Below are 24,216 nucleotides of genomic sequence, written 5' to 3' on the forward strand. Positions count from 1 at the left end.
GAAACAATTTACCTGCGAACTATTCTTCTTCAAGGAGAAAATCTGAGAATTAGCGATATCTGGAAGAACGCCCGCAAGAATTATCGGGCGTTGCAAAAATGAACTGTGGATTTACGAGTTACAGCGAAAGAAGGGAAATATCCAGGTGGCAGCCTGGCGAAGTTTGTTCGTCGATATGCGGATAGAACGGGATCTCACCTAACATAGGGGCTTTTAAAACATCACGTAACGTTGCGAGATACTCAGCATGACGCTTCCCGGTAGGTTGAACATCATTGGCAATCCAGCCCGCCAGGCGCAAGCCTGCATTTTGCACGGCATGCGCCGTTAGCATTGCATGATTGATACAGCCAAGTTTTACCCCCACGACCAAAATCACTGGCAACTGCTCTTGTATTGCCCAATCAGCAAAAGTGGTCGTTGCTGAAAGAGGTGTAAACCAGCCGCCCGCCCCTTCAACCTGTACCCAGTCGGCCTGAGAAGCGAGCGCTTCAAGACCTGCTGACATCTGCGAAAATTCGATGGGCTGCAGTGCTTCCGCACTAACGATATGCGGTGATGTAGGCTCTAAAAATGCAAACGGGTTTACCTGGGCATAGCTTAATTTGACGTTACTGTTGCGCTGCAGAGCAAGCGCATCACTGTTACGAATACCCTGAGCGGTCATTTCACTGCCAGAGGCCACGGGCTTATATCCTGCAGTACGGTAACCCGCATCTCCTGCGGCCTGCAGCAAAGCACAACTGGCAACGGTTTTACCCACTTCCGTATCCGTTCCGGTTACAAACCATTTTTTAATCACGTTCAATCACTCCACAAACAAGTTGCCACGTCAGAGGGAATTGCCCCCGTTTCTGCGGCCAGGCGAGGCTTAATTTTTGCAATTGTTGGCGAGTCATCAACGATGCTTTACGCCCATCATGAAGATGCGTTGCACCAATGCCTTTTAGCGATTGCATGGCACTCAATACGCTATCGTAAGACTGGCTAATTTCATGAATTTTTAGAGAGCAGCGCCACCCTTCACACGCGCCCTGAATCTGTTCAAACGTCATAAATCGGTTGGCATGAGATCGTTCATCAACCACCTGCCAGGCGGTATGCAGCTCGCAAATTGAATCTGCCGCAAGCGTGGTAAATGCCACGCAACCGCCAGGGCGAGTGACACGGTAAAGCTCACTTAAGCCGCTGCGTAAATCGCTGCACCACTGCACCGCCAGGTTACTCCATGCGAGATCGACCTGCTGGTCTGCAAGGTTGATGGCTTCAATATCGCCTTCGAGATAGTTATCAGCTGAACCCTGAAGTGCAGCGTGGTTCAGCATCGCCGGGGAAAGATCCAGAGCCGTGACATGGCAGCCTTTTTCACGCCAGGCGCGGCTATACCAACCCGTGCCGCATCCGGCATCTAACACGTCGCTGATATGACGGCCTTCAAGCATTCCCATCAGCAAGCCCCCGCTGGTGCGTTGCAATTCGGCGTGGCTGTCGTAGGTGTTCGCCGCACGGCCAAATGCAGCGGCAATCGCCGCTTTATCAACGAGTCGCGTCATAAAGCGCCTCCAAAAGCTTGTCGATGTCTTCACGGGTGTGACTGGCAGTGAGCGTCACACGCAACCGTGCCGTACCCGCTGGCACCGTAGGTGGACGAATCGCTGTTAGCCAGAATCCGCGTTCGCGTAAGGTCGCAGCAAGGTTCAATGCAGGCTGATTTTCTCCCACGATCAATGGCTGGATGGCTGTTTGTGAGGCCATTAATTGCAACGGTAGTTGTGCTGATCCTGCGCGGAAATGGGCAATATTGGCGTGTAATTGAGTACGCCGGGAATCTTCACTGCGGATAACATTTAACGCCGCCGACAGTGCACACGCCTGTGCAGGTGGCATTGCGGTGCTGTAGATAAGATGTCGGGCCGATTGCAGCAAATAATCAGCCATCGATTCGCTACACAATACAGCGGCACCGCTCGCACCAAATGCCTTGCCGAACGTTACGACCAGCAAATCTGGTTTAACATGTTGCTGATAGCAACTGCCACGCCCCTCTTCACCAATCACGCCAATGCCATGGGCGTCGTCAACCATCAACAAGCCTTGTGCTTCGCGGGTAGCCTGCGCAATTTCAGCCAACGGTGCGGCATCACCGTCCATGCTGAAAATACCTTCGGTAATGACCAGTTGTTGACCGTCAGTTTGCGAGGCCAACAGCGTTTGCAACGATGCGATATCGTTATGGGTAAAACGCCGTAATTGCGCCGGGCTGTGCATTGCTGCTTCCAGAAGTGAAGCATGGCTAAGTTTATCAGCAACAATTCGGTCTGATTTTTCTGTCAGTGCAGCAATCAGTGCCTGGTTTGCCGCGAAACCTGAAATAAACAGTAATGCACGCGGATAACCCAGCCAGTCAGCTAACTGCTGTTCAAATCGCTGATGGGCTTCGTGATACCCGGTAACATGCCCGGAACCACCACTTCCAATTCCATAAATCTCAGCACCCTGTTGCCAGGCATTCACCACTTCAGCATGGTGGCTGATTCCCAGATAATCGTTACTGGAAAAATTCAGATAACGGGTATCGTTTTGGATAAGGTAGCGCCCGCTACCTTGTTGGTTGGCCTGCCTGGTGCGAAAGCTGTCGCTTGCCCGCCGCCTGGCAAGCGCACTATCAATGCGTTGCTGCCAGGTCATACAGCCGCCGCGTTGTAGTAATTCTCCGTATCCGCGTTGAGCAATTGATCGGTCAGTTGTTGTTGCTGCTCGTTGTCGCCAGCATGAGTGGTTGTTTGCTGCGGATTAAGCCCAAGTTTACGGAACAATTGCAGGTCTTTATCTTCTTCCGGGTTTGGCGTAGTCAGTAGTTTGCAACCATAGAAAATCGAGTTTGCACCAGCCATAAAGCACATAGCCTGAGTTTGCTCGCTCATCTGCTCACGCCCGGCAGAAAGCCGCACGAAAGAGGTCGGCATCATGATACGAGCAACAGCAATAGTGCGAATAAAATCAAACGCATCGACGTCTTCGTTATCGGCCATCGGGGTGCCTTTCACTTTCACCAGCATGTTGATTGGCACGCTTTCTGGCGGCGTTGGTAAATTGGCTAATTGCAGCAGCAATCCGGCACGATCGGTCACCGTTTCCCCCAAACCAACAATCCCACCTGAGCAAACATTAATCCCGGCATCACGTACTTTATCGAGCGTGTCGAGGCGTTCCTGATAGGTACGCGTGGTGATGATATTGCCGTAGAATTCTGGTGAGGTGTCGAGGTTATGGTTGTAGTAATCAAGCCCTGCCGCAGCCAGGCGTTGTGCCTGCGTATCGGTTAATGTGCCGAGCGTCATACAGGTTTCAAGCCCCATTTCGCGCACGCCCTGCACCATTTGTTCAAGGTACGGCATATCGCGATCGTTAGGGTTTTTCCACGCGGCCCCCATGCAGAAACGAGTAGAACCCGCATTTAACGCTTTGCGTGCCGAGTCCAACACTTGCTCAACTTCCATCAGACGTTCTGAAGCCAGCCCGGTTTTATATCGCGCGCTTTGCGGGCAATATTTACAGTCTTCCGGGCATGCGCCGGTTTTGATCGACAGCAGCGTACTGACCTGAACGTGGCGGGGATCGAAGTGCTGACGATGCACCGTTTGTGCTTCAAACATCAGTTCGAGGAAAGGTTTTTCAAATAAAGCAGTGACCTGCGACATTGACCAGCGTGCGTGGTGAGCCATGGGGCATCTCCAAAAAGGGTGTTGTTAGCCATTGATTGACGTTATACTTGTAAACCTAAATCTTTTTCAAATGGTTTACAAGTCACCCTATGACCCCTGCTGATTTAGCGTTCGACCAGCAACATATCTGGCACCCTTACACCTCCATGACTAAACCACTACCGGTTTATCCGGTTGTGGCGGCAACAGGCTGCGAACTACAACTTGCTGATGGTAAAGCCCTTGTTGACGGGATGTCGTCCTGGTGGGCGGCAATTCATGGCTACAATCACCCACGCTTAAATCAGGCAATGAAAGACCAGATTGACCAGATGTCGCACGTCATGTTTGGTGGTATCACCCATCCACCAGCAGTGGCGCTATGTCGTAAACTGGTCGCCATGACGCCAGAAAATCTCGAATGCGTATTTCTTGCAGACTCAGGTTCTGTTGCCGTTGAAGTCGCAATGAAAATGGCATTGCAGTACTGGCACGCTAAAGGCGAACCTCGCCAGCGCTTCCTCACTTTCCGCCACGGTTATCACGGCGATACGTTTGGTGCGATGTCGGTGTGCGATCCGGATAATTCGATGCATAGCCTGTGGCAAGGTTACCTGCCTGAGCACCTGTTTGCTCCCGCGCCAAATTGCCGTTTTGACGATGAATGGGATGAGATGGACATCGTGCCATTCGCACGTTTAATGGCCGCTCATCGCCAGGAAATTGCAGCAGTTATCCTTGAGCCGATTGTTCAGGGGGCTGGCGGTATGCGGTTCTATCACCCGGAATGGCTAAAGCGCATTCGCCGCATGTGCGACCGCGAAGGGATTTTGCTGATTGCCGATGAGATTGCGACCGGCTTTGGCCGTACGGGTAAGCTGTTTGCCTGTGAACACGCGGGAATTTCACCGGATATTATGTGCCTTGGCAAAGCGCTGACGGGCGGCACTATGACTCTTTCCGCAACGCTCACCACCCGCCTGGTGGCAGAAACCATTAGCGACGGCGAGGCCGGATGCTTTATGCATGGGCCGACGTTTATGGGCAACCCACTAGCCTGTGCTGTTGCCACCGAAAGCCTTGCGTTGCTGGAGGAAGGCCACTGGCAGCAGCAGGTCAAAGCTCTTGAGGGGCAGTTGCAGGAAGGGCTGGAGCCTTTACGCGACTGTGAGCAAGTGGCGGATGTACGCGTGCTCGGCGCCATTGGCGTGGTAGAAACTCATCTACCGGTAGATATGGCAGCCCTTCAGGCATTCTTTGTTGAACAAGGTGTCTGGATTCGTCCGTTTGGACGCCTGATTTACCTGATGCCGCCATACGTTATTAGCCCTGAACAACTGGGTAAATTGATTCAAGCTGTGGCGTGTGCGGTGCAAAATCCGACATTTTTCAGAAGCTGAGCATCAGCAAGCCTTTCCGGTATGCACTACACTTCGAGGATCTTTTCACGTCCCCAACAGGGAGATTCAGATGAAAATCCTCATGGTTTTAACCTCGCACAATCAGCTCGGCAACACCGGCAAACCCACAGGCTTTTGGCTTGAGGAGTTTGCCGCGCCGTATTATGTCTTTCACGATGCCGGGTTGAAAATCACTCTCGCTTCACCAAAAGGCGGGCAACCTCCGCTTGATCCCAAAAGTGATGAACCGGATGCACAAACCGATGACACGCGCCGTTTTCGCAGCGACAGCGCCGCACAAAAACTGTTAGCCAACACCGAAAAACTTGAAAACATCCATGCCGATGATTATGACGCAGTGTTTTATCCTGGCGGTCACGGGCCATTATGGGATCTCGCGGAAGATCCACATTCCATTAAATTGATTGAGCAATTTTGGGCCGCAGGCAAACCCGTTGCGGCGGTGTGCCATGCCCCCGGAGTGTTGCGCAAAGTGACAAAACCCGACGGCTCACCGTTGGTCAAAGGCAAACGGGTAACCGGATTTACCAATAGTGAAGAAGAGGGTGTAGGTTTAACCGCAATAGTGCCCTTCCTGGTAGAAGATGAGCTGAAAAAAGCAGGTGGCTTATTTGAGCGCACCGACGACTGGGGCGAGTACGCAGTAGTCGACGGGCATTTAGTTACCGGGCAAAATCCAGCCTCTTCGACAGTTGCTGCCGAAGAGTTACTAAAATTGCTGAATATTTAAGCGCAAGGAGCTGAGATGAAACTGGTCAGTCAGGATTTCAAAGATGGGGGTAAACTCCCATGGCGTCAGGTACTTAATGGTATGGGTTACGATGGCGATAATATTTCGCCGCATTTGGCGTGGGATGATGTTCCTACAGGAACCAAAAGCTTTGTCGTGACCAGTTACGATCCTGACGCACCGTCCGGTTCAGGTTGGTGGCATTGGGTCGTAATCAATCTACCAGCCGATACGCGCGTTCTGCCACAAGGTGCAGGTTCAGGCCTGGCTGAACTGCCAGAACCGGCCATGGAGACATTCACCGACTTTGGCAAACCGGGCTATGGTGGTGCAGCACCACCGAAAGGTGAAGTACACCGCTATATTTTCACGGTTCATGCGCTTGATGTTGAAAAACTAGATGTAGCGGAGAGTGCATCCGGCGCAATGGTGGGTTACAACGTCCATTTCCATTCATTAGGCAGCGCCTCTATTACCGCTATGTTCAATTAATCCCATCTTTCTGAAGCCGATTTGCACAATCGGCTTCCCGTTTCGCTCAACTTAGTATAAAAAAGCAGGCTTTCAGATCCCCTTTTAAATTTGCACTGCAAGGAGCAACCCTTGAACACTTTCTCTGTTTCTCGTCGGGCAGCTGTGCTCGCTTTTGCTGTAGCGCTATCGGCTTGTAGTTCAACACCGCCAGAAGATAAACCGTCCACGCAAGTGGCACCAGGCACCCAATCTCGTCCAGTTTTATCGTCCGATGAAGCCCAGAACTTTGTTCAGGCACGTTACTTCTCATCCAAAAATAAAAACGAAGCCCCTTGGGCGCCGTCATCTATTCGTATTCCGCAGCAACCTGACTTTGTTGTTGGTGCTGCCGGTGGCGCAGGTGTGACCCATACGTCTGTCCAGGCTGCCGTTGATGCAGCCATCATGAAACATAGCAACACCCGCCAATACATCGCTATTGAGCCAGGTGAATATGTTGGCACCGTTTATATTCCGGCTGCTTCTGGCAGCGTAACGCTGTACGGCACCACGGATAATGCAAGTGATGTGAAAATCACTATGCCACTGGATTCTGAAATCGATGCGAATACCTGGCGTCGTGCCGTTAACCCAGGTGGTAAATATATGCCAGGTAAACCCGCCTGGTACATGTTTGATAGCTGCCAGAATAAGCGTACTGCCACTGTAGGTATTATGTGTTCTGCTGCTGTCTGGTCTCAGAACAGCGGCTTGCAGATGCAAAACCTGACTATCGCTAACACTTTAGGTGACAGCGTAGATGCCGGTAATCATCAGGCTGTAGCACTGCGTACTGATGGCGATAAAGTACAGCTGAACAATGTTCACCTGCTGGGCCGCCAGAACACCTTCTTCGTTACTAACAGCGATGTACAAAATCGCCTGTTAAATGACCGCCAGACACGTACGTTAGTGACTAACAGCTACATTGAAGGTGATGTGGATGTGGTTGCAGGTCGTGGTGCCGTGGTGTTCGAAAATACCGACTTCCGCCTGGTTAACAGCCGCACAAAAGAAGGCACCGTATTTGCGCCAGCTACACTGCCGAATATTTATTACGGTTTCCTTGCCATCAATAGCCGCTTCACTGCAGCTGGCGATAACGTCGCCCAACTGGGTCGCGCCTGGGATGTTGAAGCAAGTGAAAATGGTTATACCGCAGGCCAGACATCTAACGGCCAGGTTGTTATCCGTGACAGCGTGATTAACGAAGGTTTTAACAGTGCAAAACCTTGGGGTGATGCCGCTGGTTCTAAGCGTCCGTTTACCGGCAATATCGGTACTAAAGGCGAGAAAGGCGAAATCCAACGCGATTTGAATGATGCGAATGCTAACCGTCTATGGGAGTTCAACAACCGTGGCGTGGGTAGCACAGTGGTTGCTGAGTAAAATTAATCGTTTTGCCTGATATAAAAAACCTCGCCATCGCGAGGTTTTTTTTATGCCTAATCATCAAATGATTAGTGTGCGTTTACGACCACCCACATCGGCCCCTGGCCGACTGCATAACGGCCTTTCTCTTCCAGTAAACCTTGTTCACCAGTAATTTGATAAACCGCGATGTGATGCGATTTCTGGCCTGCCGCAATCAGGTATTTACCGCTGTGGTCAATATTGAAGCCACGCGGTTGCGTTTCAGTCGGCTGATAGCCTTCCACTGCAATCACGCTACCATCTTCTGAGACGCTAAATACCGTGATGATGCTGGCAGTACGGTCACAGGTGTAGAGATGACGACCATCAGGTGTAATGTGAATATCTGCGCCCCAGCGGGTATCGGAGAAGCCCGGTGGCATCATATCGAGCGTCTGCACACATTCAATTTTGCCGTTGGCGTTTTTCAGCTCCCAGACATCAACAGAACCATTAAGCTCATTGACACAGTATGCGTAATTTTGATTTGGATGGAACGCCATGTGACGCGGGCCAGCGCCTTCCACGGTGGTCACCTCTGCCGGAGTCTGCGCAACCAGATGGCCATCGTCAGACAAAGTAAACTGGCAAATGCGATCTTGTTTCAGTGCCGGAACCCAAAGTGTGCGGTTGTCCGGGGTGATATTGGCTGAGTGGCAACCTTCCAGCTCTTCTATCACATCAACAACTTCACCTGGCAGGCCATCGTTGGCAAGACTAACAACGCTTACGCTGCCTGAATTATAAGAAGCGCTGAACAGGAAACGGCCCTGATGGTCGGTAGAAATGTGCGTTGGGCTGCCAGGGATTGCCGTGACACCCGCCTCGGTGAGTGAGCCATCATCTGGTGTAATACGATAGGCGATAACGCGAAACTCAGGGCGCACACCCACATACAGGTAACGTTTGTCAGGGCTGATAACCATTGGCTGAACCTGGCCTGGTACATCAACGACCTGCACAAGCGTAAGCTCACCACCTGGGTTAAGCTGCCAGACGTGAATTTGCTGGCTTTCCGGGCTGGCGGTATAGACTGTTTGTTTCATGAAATCTCTCTCCTCCCAACGTCTTGAGTAATAATCATAAGGGTAGTGCGTTGTCTACGTTCAGTCACCCAAATCACTTACTTGAGTAAGCTCATCGGGATTCCTTCACTTGCTGCCTTCCTGCATCTCGAAGTATCTTGGGTGTAACATCGGCACAGGCCTTATGATTCTGAATTTGACTGGAACCCTAAATGACTTATCGCGTAATCGCCCTTGATCTTGACGGCACATTGCTGACACCGCAAAAAACCATTCTTCCTGAATCACTGACAGCTTTACAACGCGCACGTGACGCAGGCTTCAAAGTTGTCATCGTGACGGGTCGTCATCACGTTGCCATCCATCCTTTTTATCAGGCACTGACCCTGGATACACCTGCAATTTGCTGTAATGGCACTTATTTGTATGATTATCATGCGAAAAAGGTGCTTGAGTCCGATCCATTACAACCTCAGCAAGCAAATCAGTTAATTGACTTACTGGATACCCACAACGTTCATGGGCTGATGTATGTTGATGACGCCATGTTGTATCAAGAGCCTACCGGCCACGTTTTGCGTGCCGAAAACTGGGCGAAATCGTTACCTGAATCGCAGCGTCCTGTTTTCCGCCATGTTAATTCACTGCGCGAAGCGGCCTACGACGTTGATGCAATCTGGAAATTTGCCCTTACCGATGAAGACACGGTGAAACTGCAAAACTTTACTCAAGTCGTTGAGCAGCAGCTTGGCCTGACGTGCGAGTGGTCATGGCATGATCAGGTCGATGTGGCACAAAGCGGCAACAGTAAAGGTAATCGCCTGGAGAAGTGGGTTGAATCACAAGGTTTATCAATGAATCAGGTGATGGCATTTGGCGATAACTTTAACGACCTGAGCATGCTGGAAAGCGCAGGCCTGGGTGTTGCAATGGGTAACGCCGATGACGCAATTAAAGCACGCGCAGATTTGGTGATCGGCACTAACCTGGAGACAGGCATTGCCGAGACGATTTATAAGTATTTGCTGTAGCCGTCAGAAAACGGTGGATGGCGCTAACCGCTTATCCCCCTACAAAACCCGGCTCGTAGGTCGGATTAGCGTTAGCGACATCCGACCTAATTTTTTACGCGGTTATCGAAACACTCTTAATTTGCGCGTATAGCCATTGACCCGGTTTTATCATTAACTCATCCCGCGCCCACGGGCTAATTCGCGCCCAAAGTGTTCTTGAACCCACTTCCAACTGCACTTCAACCTGCCCTTCATCGTCGTAGCACTGAGCAACCCTGGCACGCAACACGTTACGAATACTGCTGTTTACCGGCGGCTGGAGAATCAATGAAACGTCTGACGCCTGAATGCGAATGCGCAATGATGACTGCAGTGGGCTTTCCAGTTTATTCACCCATAAATGCTGATCGCCGAGCGCCAGTGCCGTCATAGCGTAATGTGGATGATGTTCCAGCACCGTCACTTTCAGCACGCTACTTTGCTGCTCTTTTGGCAGCCATGGGTGCATAACGCTGCTCCCCCATACCTCCTCCAGATTGCCAAACGCTTTCACTTCGCCGCCATCGAGCACCAGCACTTTATCCGCCAGATGCAGGATCTCTTCCAGCGAGTGGCTGACATATAGCATCGGAATGTTAATTTCACGCGCCAGGCGTTGCAGATACGGCAGCAATTCGCGCTTACGCGGGATATCCAGCGAGGCTAACGGCTCATCTAACAGTAACAGTTCAGGAGACGTCAACAGAGCGCGGCCAATTGCTACACGCTGTTTTTCACCACCTGACAAACTCCAGGGGAAGCGTTCCAGTAAAGGTTCAATACCCAGTAAAGCGACTAATTTATCAAACTGCCCGGCGGCACTTCTTGGCATACCGTATTTCAGATTTCCACGTACACGGTAGTGCGGGAACAAACGCGCATCCTGAAATACATAACCAATGCGGCGTTTTTCAGGCGCCAGGAAACGCTTGTTTTCAGCATCACTTAATACGCGATCATTCAGTACAATTCGCCCTTGCTGCGGATGCGTCAGGCCGCTTATCGCGTTAATCAGCGAAGTCTTTCCTGCACCTGAAACGCCAAATACCGCAGTAATCCCCTGCCCTGGCAAGGTTTCGTTGATCGCCAGACGATGATCACCCAACGTCTGAACAAAATTTAGCTCCAGCATTACAGTGCCCCTATCCGTTTACGGCTCTGGCGCGCTAACCATTCAGCCACCAGCAAAGACACCAGTGCCAGTACGATAGAAATCACGCACAATCGCGCGGCTGCACTTTCGCCACCTGGCGTTTGAATCAGGGTATACATTGCCGAAGGAATAGTACGAGTTTCACCCGGAATATTGGAAACGAAGGTAATTGTGGCGCCGAATTCACCGAGTGAACGGGCAAATGCCAGCACCGTTCCGGCAATAATGCCGGGTAACGTCAGAGGAAGCGTGATGGTACAAAACACTCGCCAGCGCCCGGCACCTAATGTGCGCGCAGCCTGTTCGAGTTTCATATCCACACCTTCGAGCGCAAGGCGAATTGCTCGCACCATCAGTGGGAAGGACATCACCGCCGCGGCGAGCACCGCCCCGCGCCAGCTGAAGGCAAAAGTTATCCCGAAAACATCATATATCCACGCACCAATCACGCCACGTCTACCCATCGCAATCAGCAATAAATAACCAACGACTACGGGGGGAAGCACTAATGGAAGATGGATAATACTGTCGAGTAAGGCTTTACCCGGGAACCGGCATCGCACCAGTACCCAGGCAAAGAAGATCCCAAAAGGAAGACTAAATAGCACCGCAAGAGTGGAAACTTTCAGGCTCAGCAGAACCGCCTGCAATTCGGGATCGGTCAATATCATTTGATTGTCGTAAATCCGTAACGTTGGAAGATAGCGGCTGCTTCCGGTCCTTTCAGATATGTGTAAAACGCGCTAACTGTTGGGTTGTCGTGGCCTTTCACGATAGCAATTGGGTATTCCACTTTCTTGTGTGAATCTTCAGGGAAAGTACCCACTACTTTCACGCCTTTGCTGGCAACGGCGTCAGAGCCGTAAACGATACCCAGTGGTGCTTCATCACGTTCAACCAGCGCCAGTGCGCCACGCACGTCTTCTGCCGGAGCCAATTTCGGTGATAGCGTATCCCACGCACCTAATTTTTGCAGTGCTTCTTTAGCGTAAATGCCAGCAGGAACATGGTCAGGATCGCCTACTGCAAGACGGCCACCTTTCAGTAATGAGGCCCAATCGGTTTTTGCGTTGATGGTCACATCACCAATTTTACTGGCTTTCGGTGCTACGACCACAAGGCTATTGCCAAGCAACGTTTCACGGGTATCAGTTTTGATAGCATCTTTGCTTACCGCGTAATCCATCCATTTCTGGTCAGCAGAAATGAATAAATCAGCAGGAGCACCAGCTTCAATCTGGCGGGCAAGCGTTGAAGATGAAGCGAAAGACGATGCGATTTCGACGGTCTTACCTTTCTGATACTGCGTCGCAATATCCTGCATCGCATTAGTTAAGGATGCTGCTGCGAAAACGGTAACTTTGCTGTTATCGGCGAATGCCTGCGCGGATATTGTGACGCTCAACGCCGCACCTAATGCCAGACGGATCCACTGCTTAGACATATTTATCTCCATTGCATTTCGTTATGTATTACATAATATAACGATGCTAAGGGGTAAATTACAGAACTTAAAAGTGGTAAGTTCGGATAATTTCCTCATTGTACTTTTCAGCGCGGTCATTCCTACAGCAAAAAGATTGTCGCAAGCCCAAGAAAAATAAAGAAACCACCCGTGTCGGTGATAGCGGTAATCAGTACGCTCGAGCCAACTGCAGGGTCTTTTCCCAAACGCATCATGATCATCGGGATCAGCACGCCCATTAGTGATGCAACCAGAAGATTAAGAACCATCGCAAGTGTCATCACACCGCCCAACGCGAGGTCGTCGTAGAGCAGCCAGGTGACGCAGCCCATGACACCGCCCCAGATAATTCCGTTAAACAAGGCCACGCCCAGTTCACGCAATACCAAAAAGGAGAAGTTTCCCGGCTGGATATGTTGCAGCGCCAGCGCCCGCACAATCATGGTAATGGTTTGGTTACCGGTATTACCGCCGATACCTGCAACTATCGGCATCAAAGAAGCCAGTGCAACCAGCTGAGAAATGGTGTGTTCAAACAGACCGATAACGCGTGAGGCGATAAACGCGGTACACAAATTTATTGCCAGCCACGCCCAGCGCGCTTTAACCGCTTTACTAACCGGAGCGAACACATCTTCTTCTGCGCTCAAGCCACCCATACGGCGCAAATCGTTGTCGGTTTCTTCGTAAACCACATCAACGATCTCATCAATCGTCAGGCGGCCAATGAGTTTGCCGCTGCTATCAATAACCGCCGCACTAACTAAGTCATCGCGTTCAAATGTGCGCGCGGCAACTTCGTCGTTGTCTTCCGGAGCAAAACAGGTTGGGTTGTCGTCCATTACGCTCATGACCAGCGTCTGCGGAGCATGCAGTAAGATGGTGGTTAACCCCAGCTCACCAAGCAGCGTTTTATCCCGCGTGGTGACAAAAACTTTATCTGTGTTTTGCGGCACTTTGCCACGTAAACGTAGGAATCGCTGTACCACCGCAAGCGTCACATCCGCCCGCACGGTGATAACTTCGAAATCCATAATCGCACCAACACTGTGCTTTTCGTAGCGCAGCACTTGCCTGACACGGGCGCGTTGTTCCTGTGGCATGGTTGCCAGCAAACGCCCCATCAAGTCACGCGGCAGATATTGCGCAAGGTAAATCTGGTCGTCTATATCCAGCGGACGAATGATATTAAGCAGCGCTTTATCGCTCATCCCTTCAATCAGGTCATCCCAGACGGTTTCCGAGGCTTCAATTAATATCTTGCCGCGCTGATCATCTTTGATCAGACGCCATAACGCATGGCGTTCTTCCGTGGGCAGAGCTTCCAATACATCAGCAAGATCGGCTGCGGGGAGTCTTGCCACCAGCGTGGCTATCTCCGAAATATCCTGCTCGGGAGTATGGGCGTCGGGTTGCGGCAACCTACCCAGAATGCCTGTGGCAACGGCTTTATTGGTTAATAGAATCTGGAGGATGCGGGCTCGGTCTTGCGCACGTTGTTTTGTGCTGTACTTTGGAGTGACAGACATCTGGCAATATTCCCTGAGAACGACGAGCTAAGTTATAGCCTGTCGAGGCACATATAACCAGATTTTGTAGGGTGGATAAGCAGCTAGCGTCATCCACCCTTGCCGTCGAAGATGTCGGGGGCGCTGCGCTTGCCCGACCTACGAAGAAAATTAGTGACCGGTTCTGGCGACCGCATCTCGTGAAGCATGTTCGCGCTCATGCCCTGTCAACTCACTCAACTGGCCCTGTCGCATTTCAAGCAACCGGTCAGCATGAACAAAATAGTGATCGTCATGGCTGATGGCGAAAATGGTTTTGCCCATTTGCTGCATTAGCGGCAACAAGGTCTGATAAAACTCGCGGCGGAAATGCGGGTCCTGGTCTGCGGCCCATTCATCTAACAAGATAATGTCGCGCTCTTCCGCTAACGCCAGCAGTAAGGCCACGCGTTTTTTCTGTCCTTTCGACAGTTTCAAATTGAGAATAGTGCCGTTTTCCAGCTCCAGCTTGTTGCTCATTTTCAGACGTTCAAGCCATTGAGCAACCAACTCTGGGTTAGCCTGCTCACCCTGTGGTCCGAGCAAGCGGTCAAACAACCATACATCGGTAAACACCGCAGAAAACAACTTGCGATAATCGTCCTGATTACTGGCATCAATCTTTTTACCATCCAGATAAATGGCGCCGGATACTGGCTGATAAAGCCCGGTCAGCAACATCGCCAGGGTCGATTTTCCGCTACCGTTGCCGCCAATGAGGAACAGTAATTCGCCACGTTCAATTTTGAGATTCAGCGGCCCCACGGAGAAGCTGTTGTCACCGTACTGGAACACCACATCGCGCATTTCGAGGGTTTGCCAGTGGACAGGTTCAAGGCTTCGCGGGAATGCAGCATCGTATGGCGCGAGCTGGAATTTATTCAATTTGTTGAATGCCACCTGAGCGGTCAGCAATGTCGGCAACGCACCAACCGCCGAAAGCATAGGGGTACGTAAAAATAGCAGCGTCAAAGAAAACGTGGCGGCGACATTGGTATCAGACCAACCGAGGCTGTTCGCCATCCAGAACACTAGCCCTATTACGCCAAGCATCATAATGTTCGACCAGTTCACCGCACTCAGGTGGAAGGTATCTGCACGAATGATATGACTGCGGTAATCGTTAGCGTGGGGGATATAGGTATCCTCAAAGACACGTTCGGCACGTTCACGGTTTAACGCCAGCTCTTTACGCCCTTCAATCACAGTCTGGTAATCGTTGTAAAGCTGATCTTCAATTTCACGCAACTGCGCCAGGTGCTTGTAAACCCGCGCCACCAGCACATAACCGCCGTAGATGGTTACCGCGACCCAAATCGCCGTGACACCCAGCATTTTTGGCGATAACCACGCCAGATACGCCGCTGAACCAAAGGTCAGAATAATCCCCTGCACCAGTTCCGGCAGACGCACAAAGGCAATGGTAATGTTGCGCACATCACTGGTTAACCCCGCCAGCAGTGCCGCATTGCCCAGTTGTTCAACCCGTTCAACGTGCGTATCCATCAGACGCTTAATAAATTCACTGCGCAGACGGAACACAAAATGGTGGCCAAGTGTGGTCAGCGCAAGCTGTGAGCCTAATGTCACCGCCATTAACAGCAGTAACAGGCCAAGAAATTCGGGTAGTACCGAAAGGGAGATATCGGGCGTTTCTATCAGCCGCAAATTAATAAAGGCAATTAATCCGATACCTAACGCCGCGCTAAGCAGGCTTAATGCCATTACTGTCAAAAAAGGCCAGCGATACTGCCGGTAAACCACACGCAAAAGTTCCATCAATCACTACCCAAAATCGAAAACAGCGAGCAGTTTAAACGGCAATGACTGTACAGCAAGAATAATTCTTATTTATATTCGTGTTAACGGGTGTGGCGGAAAGTGAGATTGTAGCGAAACTCGTCAGTAGCAGGATGATGGCCCGGTTTAAGCGGTAAAATACCATGATAAAACAGCCTTGATGGTCCGCCCCAAACCACGACATCACCATGTTCAAGCATCACTCTTTTCAGCGGGTCATTACGCTTGAGCCCACCAAATTGAAACACGGCCGGTAGCCCAAGCGACACCGAAACAATGGGCTGTTGCAGATTTAGCTCATCTTTGTCCTGATGGAGTGAAAGCTTAGCTCCCGGCGCGTAGCGGTTAATCAGGCAGGCATCGGGATTAAAGTCAGGATAACCGGCAGCCTTTGAGGCGGCATCGGATAACTGGCGAAAAACCGTCGGTATCGCAGGCCAGTGTTGTGACGTCAGCGGGTCAATCGGGGAATAGAGGTAGCCGTGAGTGTTAGTGGTCCAGCCAACTTCGCCACAGTTGGTCATCGCCACCGACATCGTGTAGCCGCCTGGCGTGACCATCTGGCGAAATGGAGAAAGTGCAGCCACCGCCTCAATTTGCGCAATAAGCAGCCGTGCATCAGCGCAGGCAAAGCGGCGCAAAATAACTCCGCCATCTGCCAGTGGTTCTAGCCACGGTGCTTCATCGGCAAATAAATCGAGCATCACTCCCCCTGCTGTTCAGCTTCGATGTTAAGAAGCTGGCGTTTACGTTCAACACCCCAACGGTAACCAGAAAGCGCACCGTCATTACGCACAACACGGTGGCATGGAATAATGACCGCCAGTTTGTTTGCTGCGCATGCTCCGGCCACTGCACGTACGGCATGCGGCTTGCCGATGCGTTCGGCAATGTCGCGATAGCTCGCAGTCTGCCCGGCTGGAATGTCACGCAACGCCTGCCAGACTTGCTGCTGAAATGCGGTGCCCTGAATATCCAAAGGCAAATTAAACTGCTGGCCCGGACGTTCCAGCAAACTCACCACCTGCACGACATTTTGCGCAAATAGTTCATCACCGGCCATTAACGCAGAGTGCGGGAACAGCGTTTCCAGTTCAGCAATCAGCGTTTTGTCCTCGTTACCTAACAGTATGGCGCAAATACCTCGCTCACTCTGTGCAACCAGAAACGCCCCCAAACGACAGGACCCCACCACAAATTGAATCACGGTGCGCTCCCCACCCTGACGGTATTGTTTCGCCGTCATCCCCAGGACTTTATCAGCCTGCTGGTAATAGTTGCTTCCTGACTGAAAACCGGCGTCGAAAACAGCCCGTGTGACAGGCTCCCCCTGGGCCAGTTGCTCACGTAAGCGTTTTGCGCGCAACGCCTTTTGCCACGCATGGGGCGTTAGCCCAGTGACTTGTTTAAACAGACGATGAAAATGGAACGGGCTCATTGCCACTTGCGAAGCTAAGTCGGCAAGGACAATTGACTCGTTGCTGGCTTCAAGGATTCTACAAGCCTGGGTGATGCGGGCAATACGTTGTTGTGCAGGCGCTAGTTTGTCTGGCTGGCAACGTTTGCACGGACGAAAACCGGCATCAACGGCGGCGTCAACACTTTCAAAGAACAGCACATTTTTACGTAACGGATGGCGCGCGCTGCAAGAAGGATGGCAGCAGATGCCGGTGGTTTTCACCGCAAAGACAAACTGCCCATCAGCGCGACAATCACGGGTTTCCACAGCCTGCCAGCGGCTTTCATCGTTGGCTTTATCAAAAAAATGATTCATGACTGGCTCCTGTATTTTGCTGTCATGGTATGACTTTGACAGTTTAAGGACGCAGAGAAACCCGCAATCTTGCTTTCTAATTTTACTCGCTAAGTAAGAAGGTTTTAAACTGAGGCGACATCCAGGTTGTAAAACTATCGCCCTCTTTGGTTATTAAATAAACCGCCAGCCCCTCTTTTTCTGCCACCTGTTTGGCTTTTTCAGTTCCAAGTACCATCAAACCCGTATCCCAACCGTCTGCTTCCATTGCCGTTGGCGAAATCACCGTCGCGGAAACTAATTTATGCTGAATCGGTTGACCTGTTTGTGGGTCAATCACATGGGACAAACGCTTGCCATCCAGTTCGTAATAATTGCGATAGCTACCTGAGGTGCTGATCCCGTGTCCATTGAGATCAACCACCGCCTGTACCGCATTTTCACGATCGGTAGGCTTCTGAATCGCCACTCTCCAGGCCTTATCATCAGGATTAGTACCCCGAGTAACCACCGCGCCACCAACGGAAACCAAATAACGGCTGATACCATTTTGTTCCATTAAACGCGCCAGATGATCGGCAGCATAACCCTCACCCATCGTGGAAAGATCAACATACAAACCTACAAGATCTTTCTGTAACCACTGTTTCCCGGCCTGGTTTATCACAGTGAGATGATGCAAACCGGTCAGCGCTTTCGCAGCATCAATTTGCGCCTGGTTAGGCGTTTTTATCGGTTGTTTATCTGGGCCAAATCCCCATAGATTCACCAGCGGGCCGACGGTAATATCCATCGCGCCATCCGTCTTCGCACCAATGCGCAAAGCCATGGTCACAATATCGCTCATTGCTTCAGCGACGGGATAAGGTTCCGTCGAAGAAGACTGGTTAAAGCGCGATAAAGCAGAATCTTTTTTATAGGTCGATAGCAGACGATCGTCACCATCTAGCTGTGCCTGAATTTTTTCCCGCAGCTCAGCCTGTCTCGCATTGTCCACACCTGCGAGACTTGCACGCCAGTATGTCCCCATGGTTTTACCTTCCAGCACCATGCCTGTATTAACTTTTGTTGCTGGGTTATCACAGCCTGCCAAAGCACCCAAAACTATGGCAAACAGGCCATAGCGTAATAATCGTAAGTCCATTGTTTCTCTCTCCAGTTTGAGCGCAAAAGGGTACACCAAGTGGCAAAGAATTGGATTAAAAGTGAAGGATTGTTGAGAGTCCAGACGTAAAAAAGGCGCCCTGAGGCGCCTTTTACAACGAACACTGCGAAAGCAGGAATTAGAACTGGTAAACCAGACCAACACCTACGATATCGTCAGTATTAACGCCGGCATCACGAGTGAAGTTGTTGTCGTCCAGCAGGTTGATTTTGTAATCAACATAGGTGGACATGTTTTTGTTGAAGTAGTAAGTCGCGCCAACATCAACGTATTTAACCAGATCCTGGTCGCCGTAACCTTCAATGTCTTTACCTTTAGACTGCAGGTAAGCAACAGATGGACGCAGACCGAAGTCGAACTGGTACTGAGCTACAACTTCGAAGTTCTGTGCTTTGTTTGCAAAGCCAGAAACCAGTGAGTCACCGCCACCGAAACGAGTCGCGTTATAGGTTTGGGTGTACTGAGCTGCCAGATAGATGTTGTTAGCGTCATATTTCATGCCGCCGCTGTAAGTTTCAGCACGATCGCCGTCACCCAGGTATGCATCGCTGTTCTGGTCAGTTGTACGCTTGGAGCTAGAAATCGCTGAACCAATGCTGAACCCTTCGCCCAGATCATAAGTCAGGGAACCGCCTACGCCGTCGCCATTTTGTTTCAGAGCGCCACGGCCGTTAGCTGTAGAGCCTTCTCCGGAAACGCTGCCGTTTTTACCCTGATACTGCAGAGCAAAGTTCAGGCCGTCAACCAGACCGAAGAAATCGGTGTTACGGTAAGTTGCAACGCCGTTTGCACGGGATTGCAGGAAGTTATCAGAACCATAAGTGTCGCCGCCAAATTCTGGCAAAACGTCGGTCCATGAAGTTACGTCGTATACAACGCCGTAGTTACGACCATAGTCGAACGAACCATAGTCAGCAACACGAATACCTGCGAAACCGACACGAGTCCACGCCTGATCGCTGCTACCTTCAGTGTTGTTAGCCTGAACGTTGTATTCCCACTGGCCGTAACCGGTCAGTTGGTCATTAATCTGAGTTTCGCCTTTGAAACCGATACGAACGTATGACTGGTCACCATTTTGACCATCATTGTCAGAAAAGTAATGTAAGCCATCTACTTTACCGTACAGATCTAATTTGTTGCCATCTTTGTTATAAATTTCGGCCGCATGAGCGGTGCCTGCTACCAGCAATGCTGGAACCAGGAGGGACAGTACTTTAACTTTCATGTTATTAACCCTCTGTTATATGCCTTTTTATATGCCACTGCTTACTGATTAATTTACTAATCAGTCGGCTAACCCATTCTCCAAAACAAATACAGATTAATCCAATCCGAATATGATACTAAAACCATAGAGATGTTTCATTTGTCTATATAGGTGTTTCAGAATGTAAATATGATGGAACTTTTTTACGCACAAAAAGACAACGATATAAGCACTAATCGTCAAAAAAAATAAAATAATCAATAAAATCAATTGAATAAATCAAATGAATAGACGTAGCACTGAATGATAAAACACACTCAAAATTTATATATAAAATAACTCCCGCTATCATCATTAACTTTATTTATTACCGTCATTCAGCTTTGAATGTCTGTTTACACTTATTTGGACCGGATGCTTGCATCCGGTTTTTTTTACGTTTCTTTACGTAACTTTAATCATTTTGTGCTACTCCCCTCAAAAAAATAACGTCTATTAATAAATTGCCGCTTCGCTTACAGAAAAATCTCACCTCTCATGCAGGAATTTTCTCAAAAAAGAAAACCTAAATAGACAATCATTTCATATTAAATAATTGTACAAATGAAATTTATTTGTACAAAAATACCGCGAAAAGTTGGCTAAAATACACTCTGGTTAATGGCATTATTTCGGCTAATTATCAACAACCTGGAAATGTGACGATTTCGAATTATACTCGTTGAGTTTTAAGACACTGACGATGACGCCAACGCCTGTTGCAGGTATTCTTGATCTGATGTGTTGGTTTTCTTACTAACAGCTATAACGCCTGCTGGCATGCCTTGCAGAGCAGTGGATTTTTTTACGTGGCGAATGCTCGCCGGGTTGCGCGCTAACAATGAGTCAGTCAGACGGTATGATCCCTAATAAATTTTCGCTTATTCCCGGCAATATCACGCGCTTTTTCCTGCTATTGATAGTCGTGCTACTGGTTGCCATGGGTGTCATGGTGCAAAGTGCCGTCAACACCTGGCTCAAGGATAAAAGCTATCAGATTGTCGACATCACCCACGCGCTTCACAAAAGGGTTGATACCTATCGTTACGCAACCTGGCAAATTTATGACAACATCGCCGTTTCAACGGCGCCAGCAAGCGACGGCCTGCAAGAAACGCGTCTACGCCAGGATGTGTATTATTTAGAGAAGCCACGTCGTAAAACCGAAGCCCTCATCTTTGGCTCGCACGACAGCTCAACACTGGATATGACACAACGTATCTCTACTTATCTTGATACCTTGTGGGGTGCTGAAAACAGCCCGTGGTCGATGTACTATTTAAATGGCCAGGATAACAGCATGATCCTGGTCTCTACCTTGCCACTTAAAGATCTTTCTTCCGGTCTCAAAGAAAGCGGCGTCGGTTCCATAGTCGATTCACGCCGCGCTGAAATGCTTCAGCAAGCAAACGCACTTGATGAGCGTGAAAGCTTCTCTCAGCTACGCCATCTGGCGTGGCAAAACGGTTATTACTTTACCCTGCGAACAACCTTTAACCAGCCTGGTCACCTGGCAACGGTCGTAGCGTTTGATTTACCCATCAACGATTTGATTCCACCAGGGATGTCACTAGACAGCTTCCGTCTGGAAAATAACGATGCTCCAATGGCGGCTAGCGGTATAGAAAAAGAAGATCCGGATAGCATCTCCATTAATTTTAATGGTGCGAAAATTGAAATAGCGTCCCCGCTTGCTACAACCCATATGCGGCTGGTCTGGCAGGTTCCTCTCGGCACCCTACTGATGGACACCTTGCAGAATATTATATTACCTCTGCTACTCAATATCGGTCTGCTGGCGCTGGCGCTATTCGGCTTCACCACTTTCCGCCAACAGGCAGCCCGTCCTGTAGAGACACAGAACGGCAACGGCGAATTACAAATTTTACGTGCACTCAACGAAGAGATTGTCTCGCAATTGCCACTTGGCCTGTTGGTACATGACCTGGATTCAAATCGCACAGTCATCAGCAATAAAATTGCCGACCATTTGTTACCACACCTTAATCTGCAAAACATCATTGCGATGGCCGATCAGCATCAGGGTGTGATTCAGGCAACAATCAATAATGAACTGTATGAGATTCGCCAATTTCGCAGCCAGATTGCGCCACGCACGCAGATATTTGTGATTCGCGACCAGGACCGCGAAATTCTGGTTAACAAAAAGCTCAAGCAAGCTCAGCGTTTATATGAAAAAAACCAGCAGGGACGAATTACGTTCATGCAGAACATTGGGGAAGCGCTACAGCTACCGGTGAAAAATATCGCCGAACATGCCAGTGAACTAAATACTCCGCAGGGGCACGCAATTGCCAATGAAGCCCAAAGCATTGTGCGCCTGGTGGATGAGATTCAGTTGCTCAACATGCTTGAAACCGATACCTGGAAAACGAATGCAACGCTGTTCGCAATCCAGCCATTGATTGATGAAGTTGCACTGGAAATGTTGCCTATTATCAAGCGTAAAGGTTTGCAGCTGCTGATCAACAACCATTTGGCGGCAGATGAAGAGCGTCACGGCGACCGCGAAGCACTACGTAAAGTGCTCCAGTTATTGCTGCATTATTCGGTAACGACGACCCAAATTGGCAAAATCACCCTGGATATTACTGAAGAAGAGTCTGGGCCGGACCGTCTACTATTCCGTATTTTGGATACCGGTGAAGGTATCAGTAGTGGTGAAGTCGATAATCTCCACTTCCCTTTCCTCAACGCAACCAGTGAAGATCGTTACGGGCGTGCTAATGGATTAACATTCTATTTATGCGACCAGCTTTCACGCAAACTCGGGGGGCATCTGAATATCAAGACCCGTGAGGAAATTGGTACACGCTACAATTTACATATCAAAATGACAGCCGAACCGCAGCATGAAGAGCAGGAAGAGAAACTGCTCGATGATGTGGTGGCGATGATTGATATCACCTCCAGTGAGGTCCGAAATATTGTCACTCGCCTGCTGGAAAACTGGGGTGCGCAGTGCATCACTCCGGATGAAAGACTGGCTAGTCAAGAGTTTGATATCTTCCTGACAGATAATCCGTCTAATCTTACATCTTCGGGTTTGCTTTTAAGCGATGATGAGAACGGAATGCGGAAGCTAGGCCCAGGCCAGTTCCGAGTTAACTTTAATATCAGTAATGCCATGCAGGATGCGGTGCTGCAGCTGATAGAAGAGCAACTGGCGCAAGAAGGTATTTCAGAATCACCGCTGGGTGGCGACGAAAATGCACAACTTCATGCCAGCGGCTATTACGCACTGTTTGTCGACACAGTACCGGAAGATGTTAGGAGATTGTATACTGAATCTGCGGCGCACGATTTCGCAGCATTAGCGCAAACAGCTCACCGCTTGAAGGGAGTGTTTGCAATGCTCAATCTGGTACCCGGCAAACAGTTATGTGAAACGTTAGAGCATCACATTCGTGAAAGTGATGCTACCAACATACAAAAATATACCAGCGATATTGACGCTTACGTCAAGAGTTTGCTGTAGCAAGGTAGCCTATTACATGAACAGTATGAACGTAATTATTGCCGACGACCATCCGATTGTCCTGTTCGGCATTCGTAAATCACTCGAGCAGATCGAGTGGGTGAATGTTGTCGGTGAGTTTGAAGATTCCACAGCGCTTATCAATAACCTGCCAAAACTTGATGCTCACGTTTTGATAACCGATCTTTCAATGCCTGGCGACAAATACGGCGACGGCATTACGCTTATCAAGTACATCAAACGTCACTTCCCTGACATTTCAATCATCGTTCTGACGATGAATAACAACCCAGCTATTTTGAGCGCTGTGTTAGAACTGGATATCGAAGGAATTGTGCTTAAGCAAGGCGCGCCAACTGATTTACCAAAAGCGCTGGCTGCACTGCAGAAAGGCAAAAAATTCACACCGGAAAGCGTATCTCGCCTGCTGGAAAAAATCAGCGCGGGTGGTTACGGTGACAAACGCTTGTCTCCAAAAGAGAGCGAAGTTTTGCGTCTGTTTGCCGAAGGTTTCCTGGTGACTGAGATTGCTCGCAAACTGAACCGCAGTATCAAAACCATCAGTAGCCAGAAGAAATCAGCCATGATGAAACTGGGCGTGGAAAATGACATTGCGTTGCTGAACTATCTTTCGTCGGTAAGTCTGTCCCCGGCCGACAAAGACTAACCATACCCGCCATACTTCACGTTGTAGGGGTGTTGGCTGCATTCGCTCACCCCAGTCACT

The 24,216-nt window shown here is 49.9% G+C and carries 21 protein-coding genes; 7 read left to right on the plus strand and 14 right to left on the minus strand.

The features are described from left to right. Positions 1-118 precede the first annotated feature (118 nt). The 4 genes from bioD to bioB are packed head-to-tail and all read right to left on the minus strand — an operon-like array spanning position 119 to position 3,725. Positions 119-802, minus strand: a complete 684-nt coding sequence (gene bioD, locus IX31_RS06900; RefSeq protein WP_034456560.1) for a dethiobiotin synthase — start codon at positions 800-802, stop codon at positions 119-121. After that, positions 795-1,553 carry a malonyl-ACP O-methyltransferase BioC gene (gene bioC / locus IX31_RS06905; protein WP_034456562.1) on the minus strand — a complete coding sequence of 253 codons (759 nt, stop codon included), beginning with the start codon at positions 1,551-1,553 and terminating at the stop codon, positions 795-797. Before bioC ends, bioD begins: the two co-directional genes overlap by 8 nt. Further along, entirely contained in the window at positions 1,537-2,688 is a 1,152-nt protein-coding gene (gene bioF, locus IX31_RS06910; protein ID WP_034456564.1) for an 8-amino-7-oxononanoate synthase, read from the minus strand. The genes bioC and bioF overlap by 17 nt, the downstream gene beginning before the upstream one ends. Beyond that, entirely contained in the window at positions 2,685-3,725 is a 1,041-nt protein-coding gene (bioB, locus tag IX31_RS06915) for a biotin synthase BioB (protein WP_034456567.1), read from the minus strand. The genes bioF and bioB overlap by 4 nt, the downstream gene beginning before the upstream one ends. Positions 3,726-3,814: 89 nt before the next feature. On the opposite strand from bioB, the gene bioA reads away from it, so the two are divergent. From bioA to IX31_RS06935, 4 genes are all read left to right on the plus strand, one after another. Next, positions 3,815-5,104 (plus strand): adenosylmethionine--8-amino-7-oxononanoate transaminase, encoded by a 1,290-nt coding sequence (bioA, locus tag IX31_RS06920; protein ID WP_034456569.1) that lies wholly within the window; start codon positions 3,815-3,817, stop codon positions 5,102-5,104. A 70-nt stretch (positions 5,105-5,174) separates the two neighbouring features. Continuing rightward, positions 5,175-5,855 (plus strand): type 1 glutamine amidotransferase domain-containing protein, encoded by a 681-nt coding sequence (locus IX31_RS06925; protein WP_034456571.1) that lies wholly within the window; start codon positions 5,175-5,177, stop codon positions 5,853-5,855. 15 nt (positions 5,856-5,870) lie between these two features. Further along, positions 5,871-6,347 carry a kinase inhibitor gene (locus IX31_RS06930; protein ID WP_034456573.1) on the plus strand — a complete coding sequence of 159 codons (477 nt, stop codon included), beginning with the start codon at positions 5,871-5,873 and terminating at the stop codon, positions 6,345-6,347. Between the two features lie 111 nt (positions 6,348-6,458). Then, positions 6,459-7,757: a putative acyl-CoA thioester hydrolase gene (locus IX31_RS06935; RefSeq protein ID WP_034456575.1), complete on the plus strand. Its 1,299-nt coding sequence runs from the start codon at positions 6,459-6,461 to the stop codon at positions 7,755-7,757. A gap of 71 nt (positions 7,758-7,828) precedes the next feature. On the opposite strand, the gene pgl is transcribed toward IX31_RS06935, so the two are convergent. Beyond that, positions 7,829-8,827, minus strand: coding sequence for a 6-phosphogluconolactonase (gene pgl, locus IX31_RS06940; protein WP_034456578.1), 999 nt, complete (start codon positions 8,825-8,827; stop codon positions 7,829-7,831). A gap of 191 nt (positions 8,828-9,018) precedes the next feature. On the opposite strand from pgl, the gene IX31_RS06945 reads away from it, so the two are divergent. Then, positions 9,019-9,837: a pyridoxal phosphatase gene (locus IX31_RS06945; protein WP_034456581.1), complete on the plus strand. Its 819-nt coding sequence runs from the start codon at positions 9,019-9,021 to the stop codon at positions 9,835-9,837. Positions 9,838-9,931: 94 nt separating this feature from the next. On the opposite strand, the gene modC is transcribed toward IX31_RS06945, so the two are convergent. The 9 genes from modC to IX31_RS06990 all read right to left on the minus strand — a co-directional run bounded on the left by modC (position 9,932) and on the right by IX31_RS06990 (position 19,969). Further along, on the minus strand, positions 9,932-10,990 hold the full coding sequence (modC, locus tag IX31_RS06950; protein WP_034456583.1) for a molybdenum ABC transporter ATP-binding protein ModC: 1,059 nt from the start codon (positions 10,988-10,990) through the stop codon (positions 9,932-9,934). Next, positions 10,990-11,682, minus strand: coding sequence for a molybdate ABC transporter permease subunit (modB, locus tag IX31_RS06955; RefSeq protein ID WP_034456586.1), 693 nt, complete (start codon positions 11,680-11,682; stop codon positions 10,990-10,992). Before modB ends, modC begins: the two co-directional genes overlap by 1 nt. Next, entirely contained in the window at positions 11,679-12,455 is a 777-nt protein-coding gene (modA, locus tag IX31_RS06960; RefSeq protein WP_034456589.1) for a molybdate ABC transporter substrate-binding protein, read from the minus strand. Before modA ends, modB begins: the two co-directional genes overlap by 4 nt. 122 nt (positions 12,456-12,577) lie before the next feature. Continuing rightward, positions 12,578-14,005 (minus strand): magnesium transporter, encoded by a 1,428-nt coding sequence (mgtE, locus tag IX31_RS06965; RefSeq protein WP_034456592.1) that lies wholly within the window; start codon positions 14,003-14,005, stop codon positions 12,578-12,580. 150 nt (positions 14,006-14,155) lie between these two features. Beyond that, the gene (locus tag IX31_RS06970; RefSeq protein ID WP_034456595.1) at positions 14,156-15,802 is read right to left on the minus strand and encodes a multidrug ABC transporter permease/ATP-binding protein; all 1,647 of its coding nucleotides are present in this window, start codon (positions 15,800-15,802) and stop codon (positions 14,156-14,158) included. Between the two features lie 83 nt (positions 15,803-15,885). Further along, on the minus strand, positions 15,886-16,527 hold the full coding sequence (gene alkB, locus IX31_RS06975) for a DNA oxidative demethylase AlkB (RefSeq protein WP_034456597.1): 642 nt from the start codon (positions 16,525-16,527) through the stop codon (positions 15,886-15,888). Beyond that, positions 16,527-17,597: a bifunctional DNA-binding transcriptional regulator/O6-methylguanine-DNA methyltransferase Ada gene (ada, locus tag IX31_RS06980; RefSeq protein ID WP_034456600.1), complete on the minus strand. Its 1,071-nt coding sequence runs from the start codon at positions 17,595-17,597 to the stop codon at positions 16,527-16,529. Before ada ends, alkB begins: the two co-directional genes overlap by 1 nt. 82 nt (positions 17,598-17,679) lie before the next feature. Continuing rightward, on the minus strand, positions 17,680-18,720 hold the full coding sequence (gene apbE / locus IX31_RS06985) for an FAD:protein FMN transferase ApbE (RefSeq protein ID WP_034456602.1): 1,041 nt from the start codon (positions 18,718-18,720) through the stop codon (positions 17,680-17,682). Positions 18,721-18,859: 139 nt separating this feature from the next. Beyond that, complete coding sequence (locus IX31_RS06990; protein ID WP_034456606.1) at positions 18,860-19,969, minus strand: porin OmpC; 1,110 nt, start codon at positions 19,967-19,969, stop codon at positions 18,860-18,862. An 862-nt stretch (positions 19,970-20,831) separates the two neighbouring features. On the opposite strand from IX31_RS06990, the gene rcsD reads away from it, so the two are divergent. Then, a complete protein-coding gene (rcsD, locus tag IX31_RS06995) occupies positions 20,832-23,489 on the plus strand; it encodes a phosphotransferase RcsD (protein WP_034456609.1) in 2,658 nt (885 codons plus the stop codon). A 16-nt stretch (positions 23,490-23,505) separates the two neighbouring features. Further along, the gene (gene rcsB, locus IX31_RS07000; RefSeq protein WP_034456612.1) at positions 23,506-24,156 is read left to right on the plus strand and encodes a response regulator transcription factor RcsB; all 651 of its coding nucleotides are present in this window, start codon (positions 23,506-23,508) and stop codon (positions 24,154-24,156) included. Positions 24,157-24,216: the final 60 nt, after the last annotated feature.

The sequence above is a fragment of the Buttiauxella noackiae genome (genome assembly GCF_000737905.1).
Classification (GTDB): Bacteria; Pseudomonadota; Gammaproteobacteria; order Enterobacterales; family Enterobacteriaceae; genus Buttiauxella; species Buttiauxella noackiae.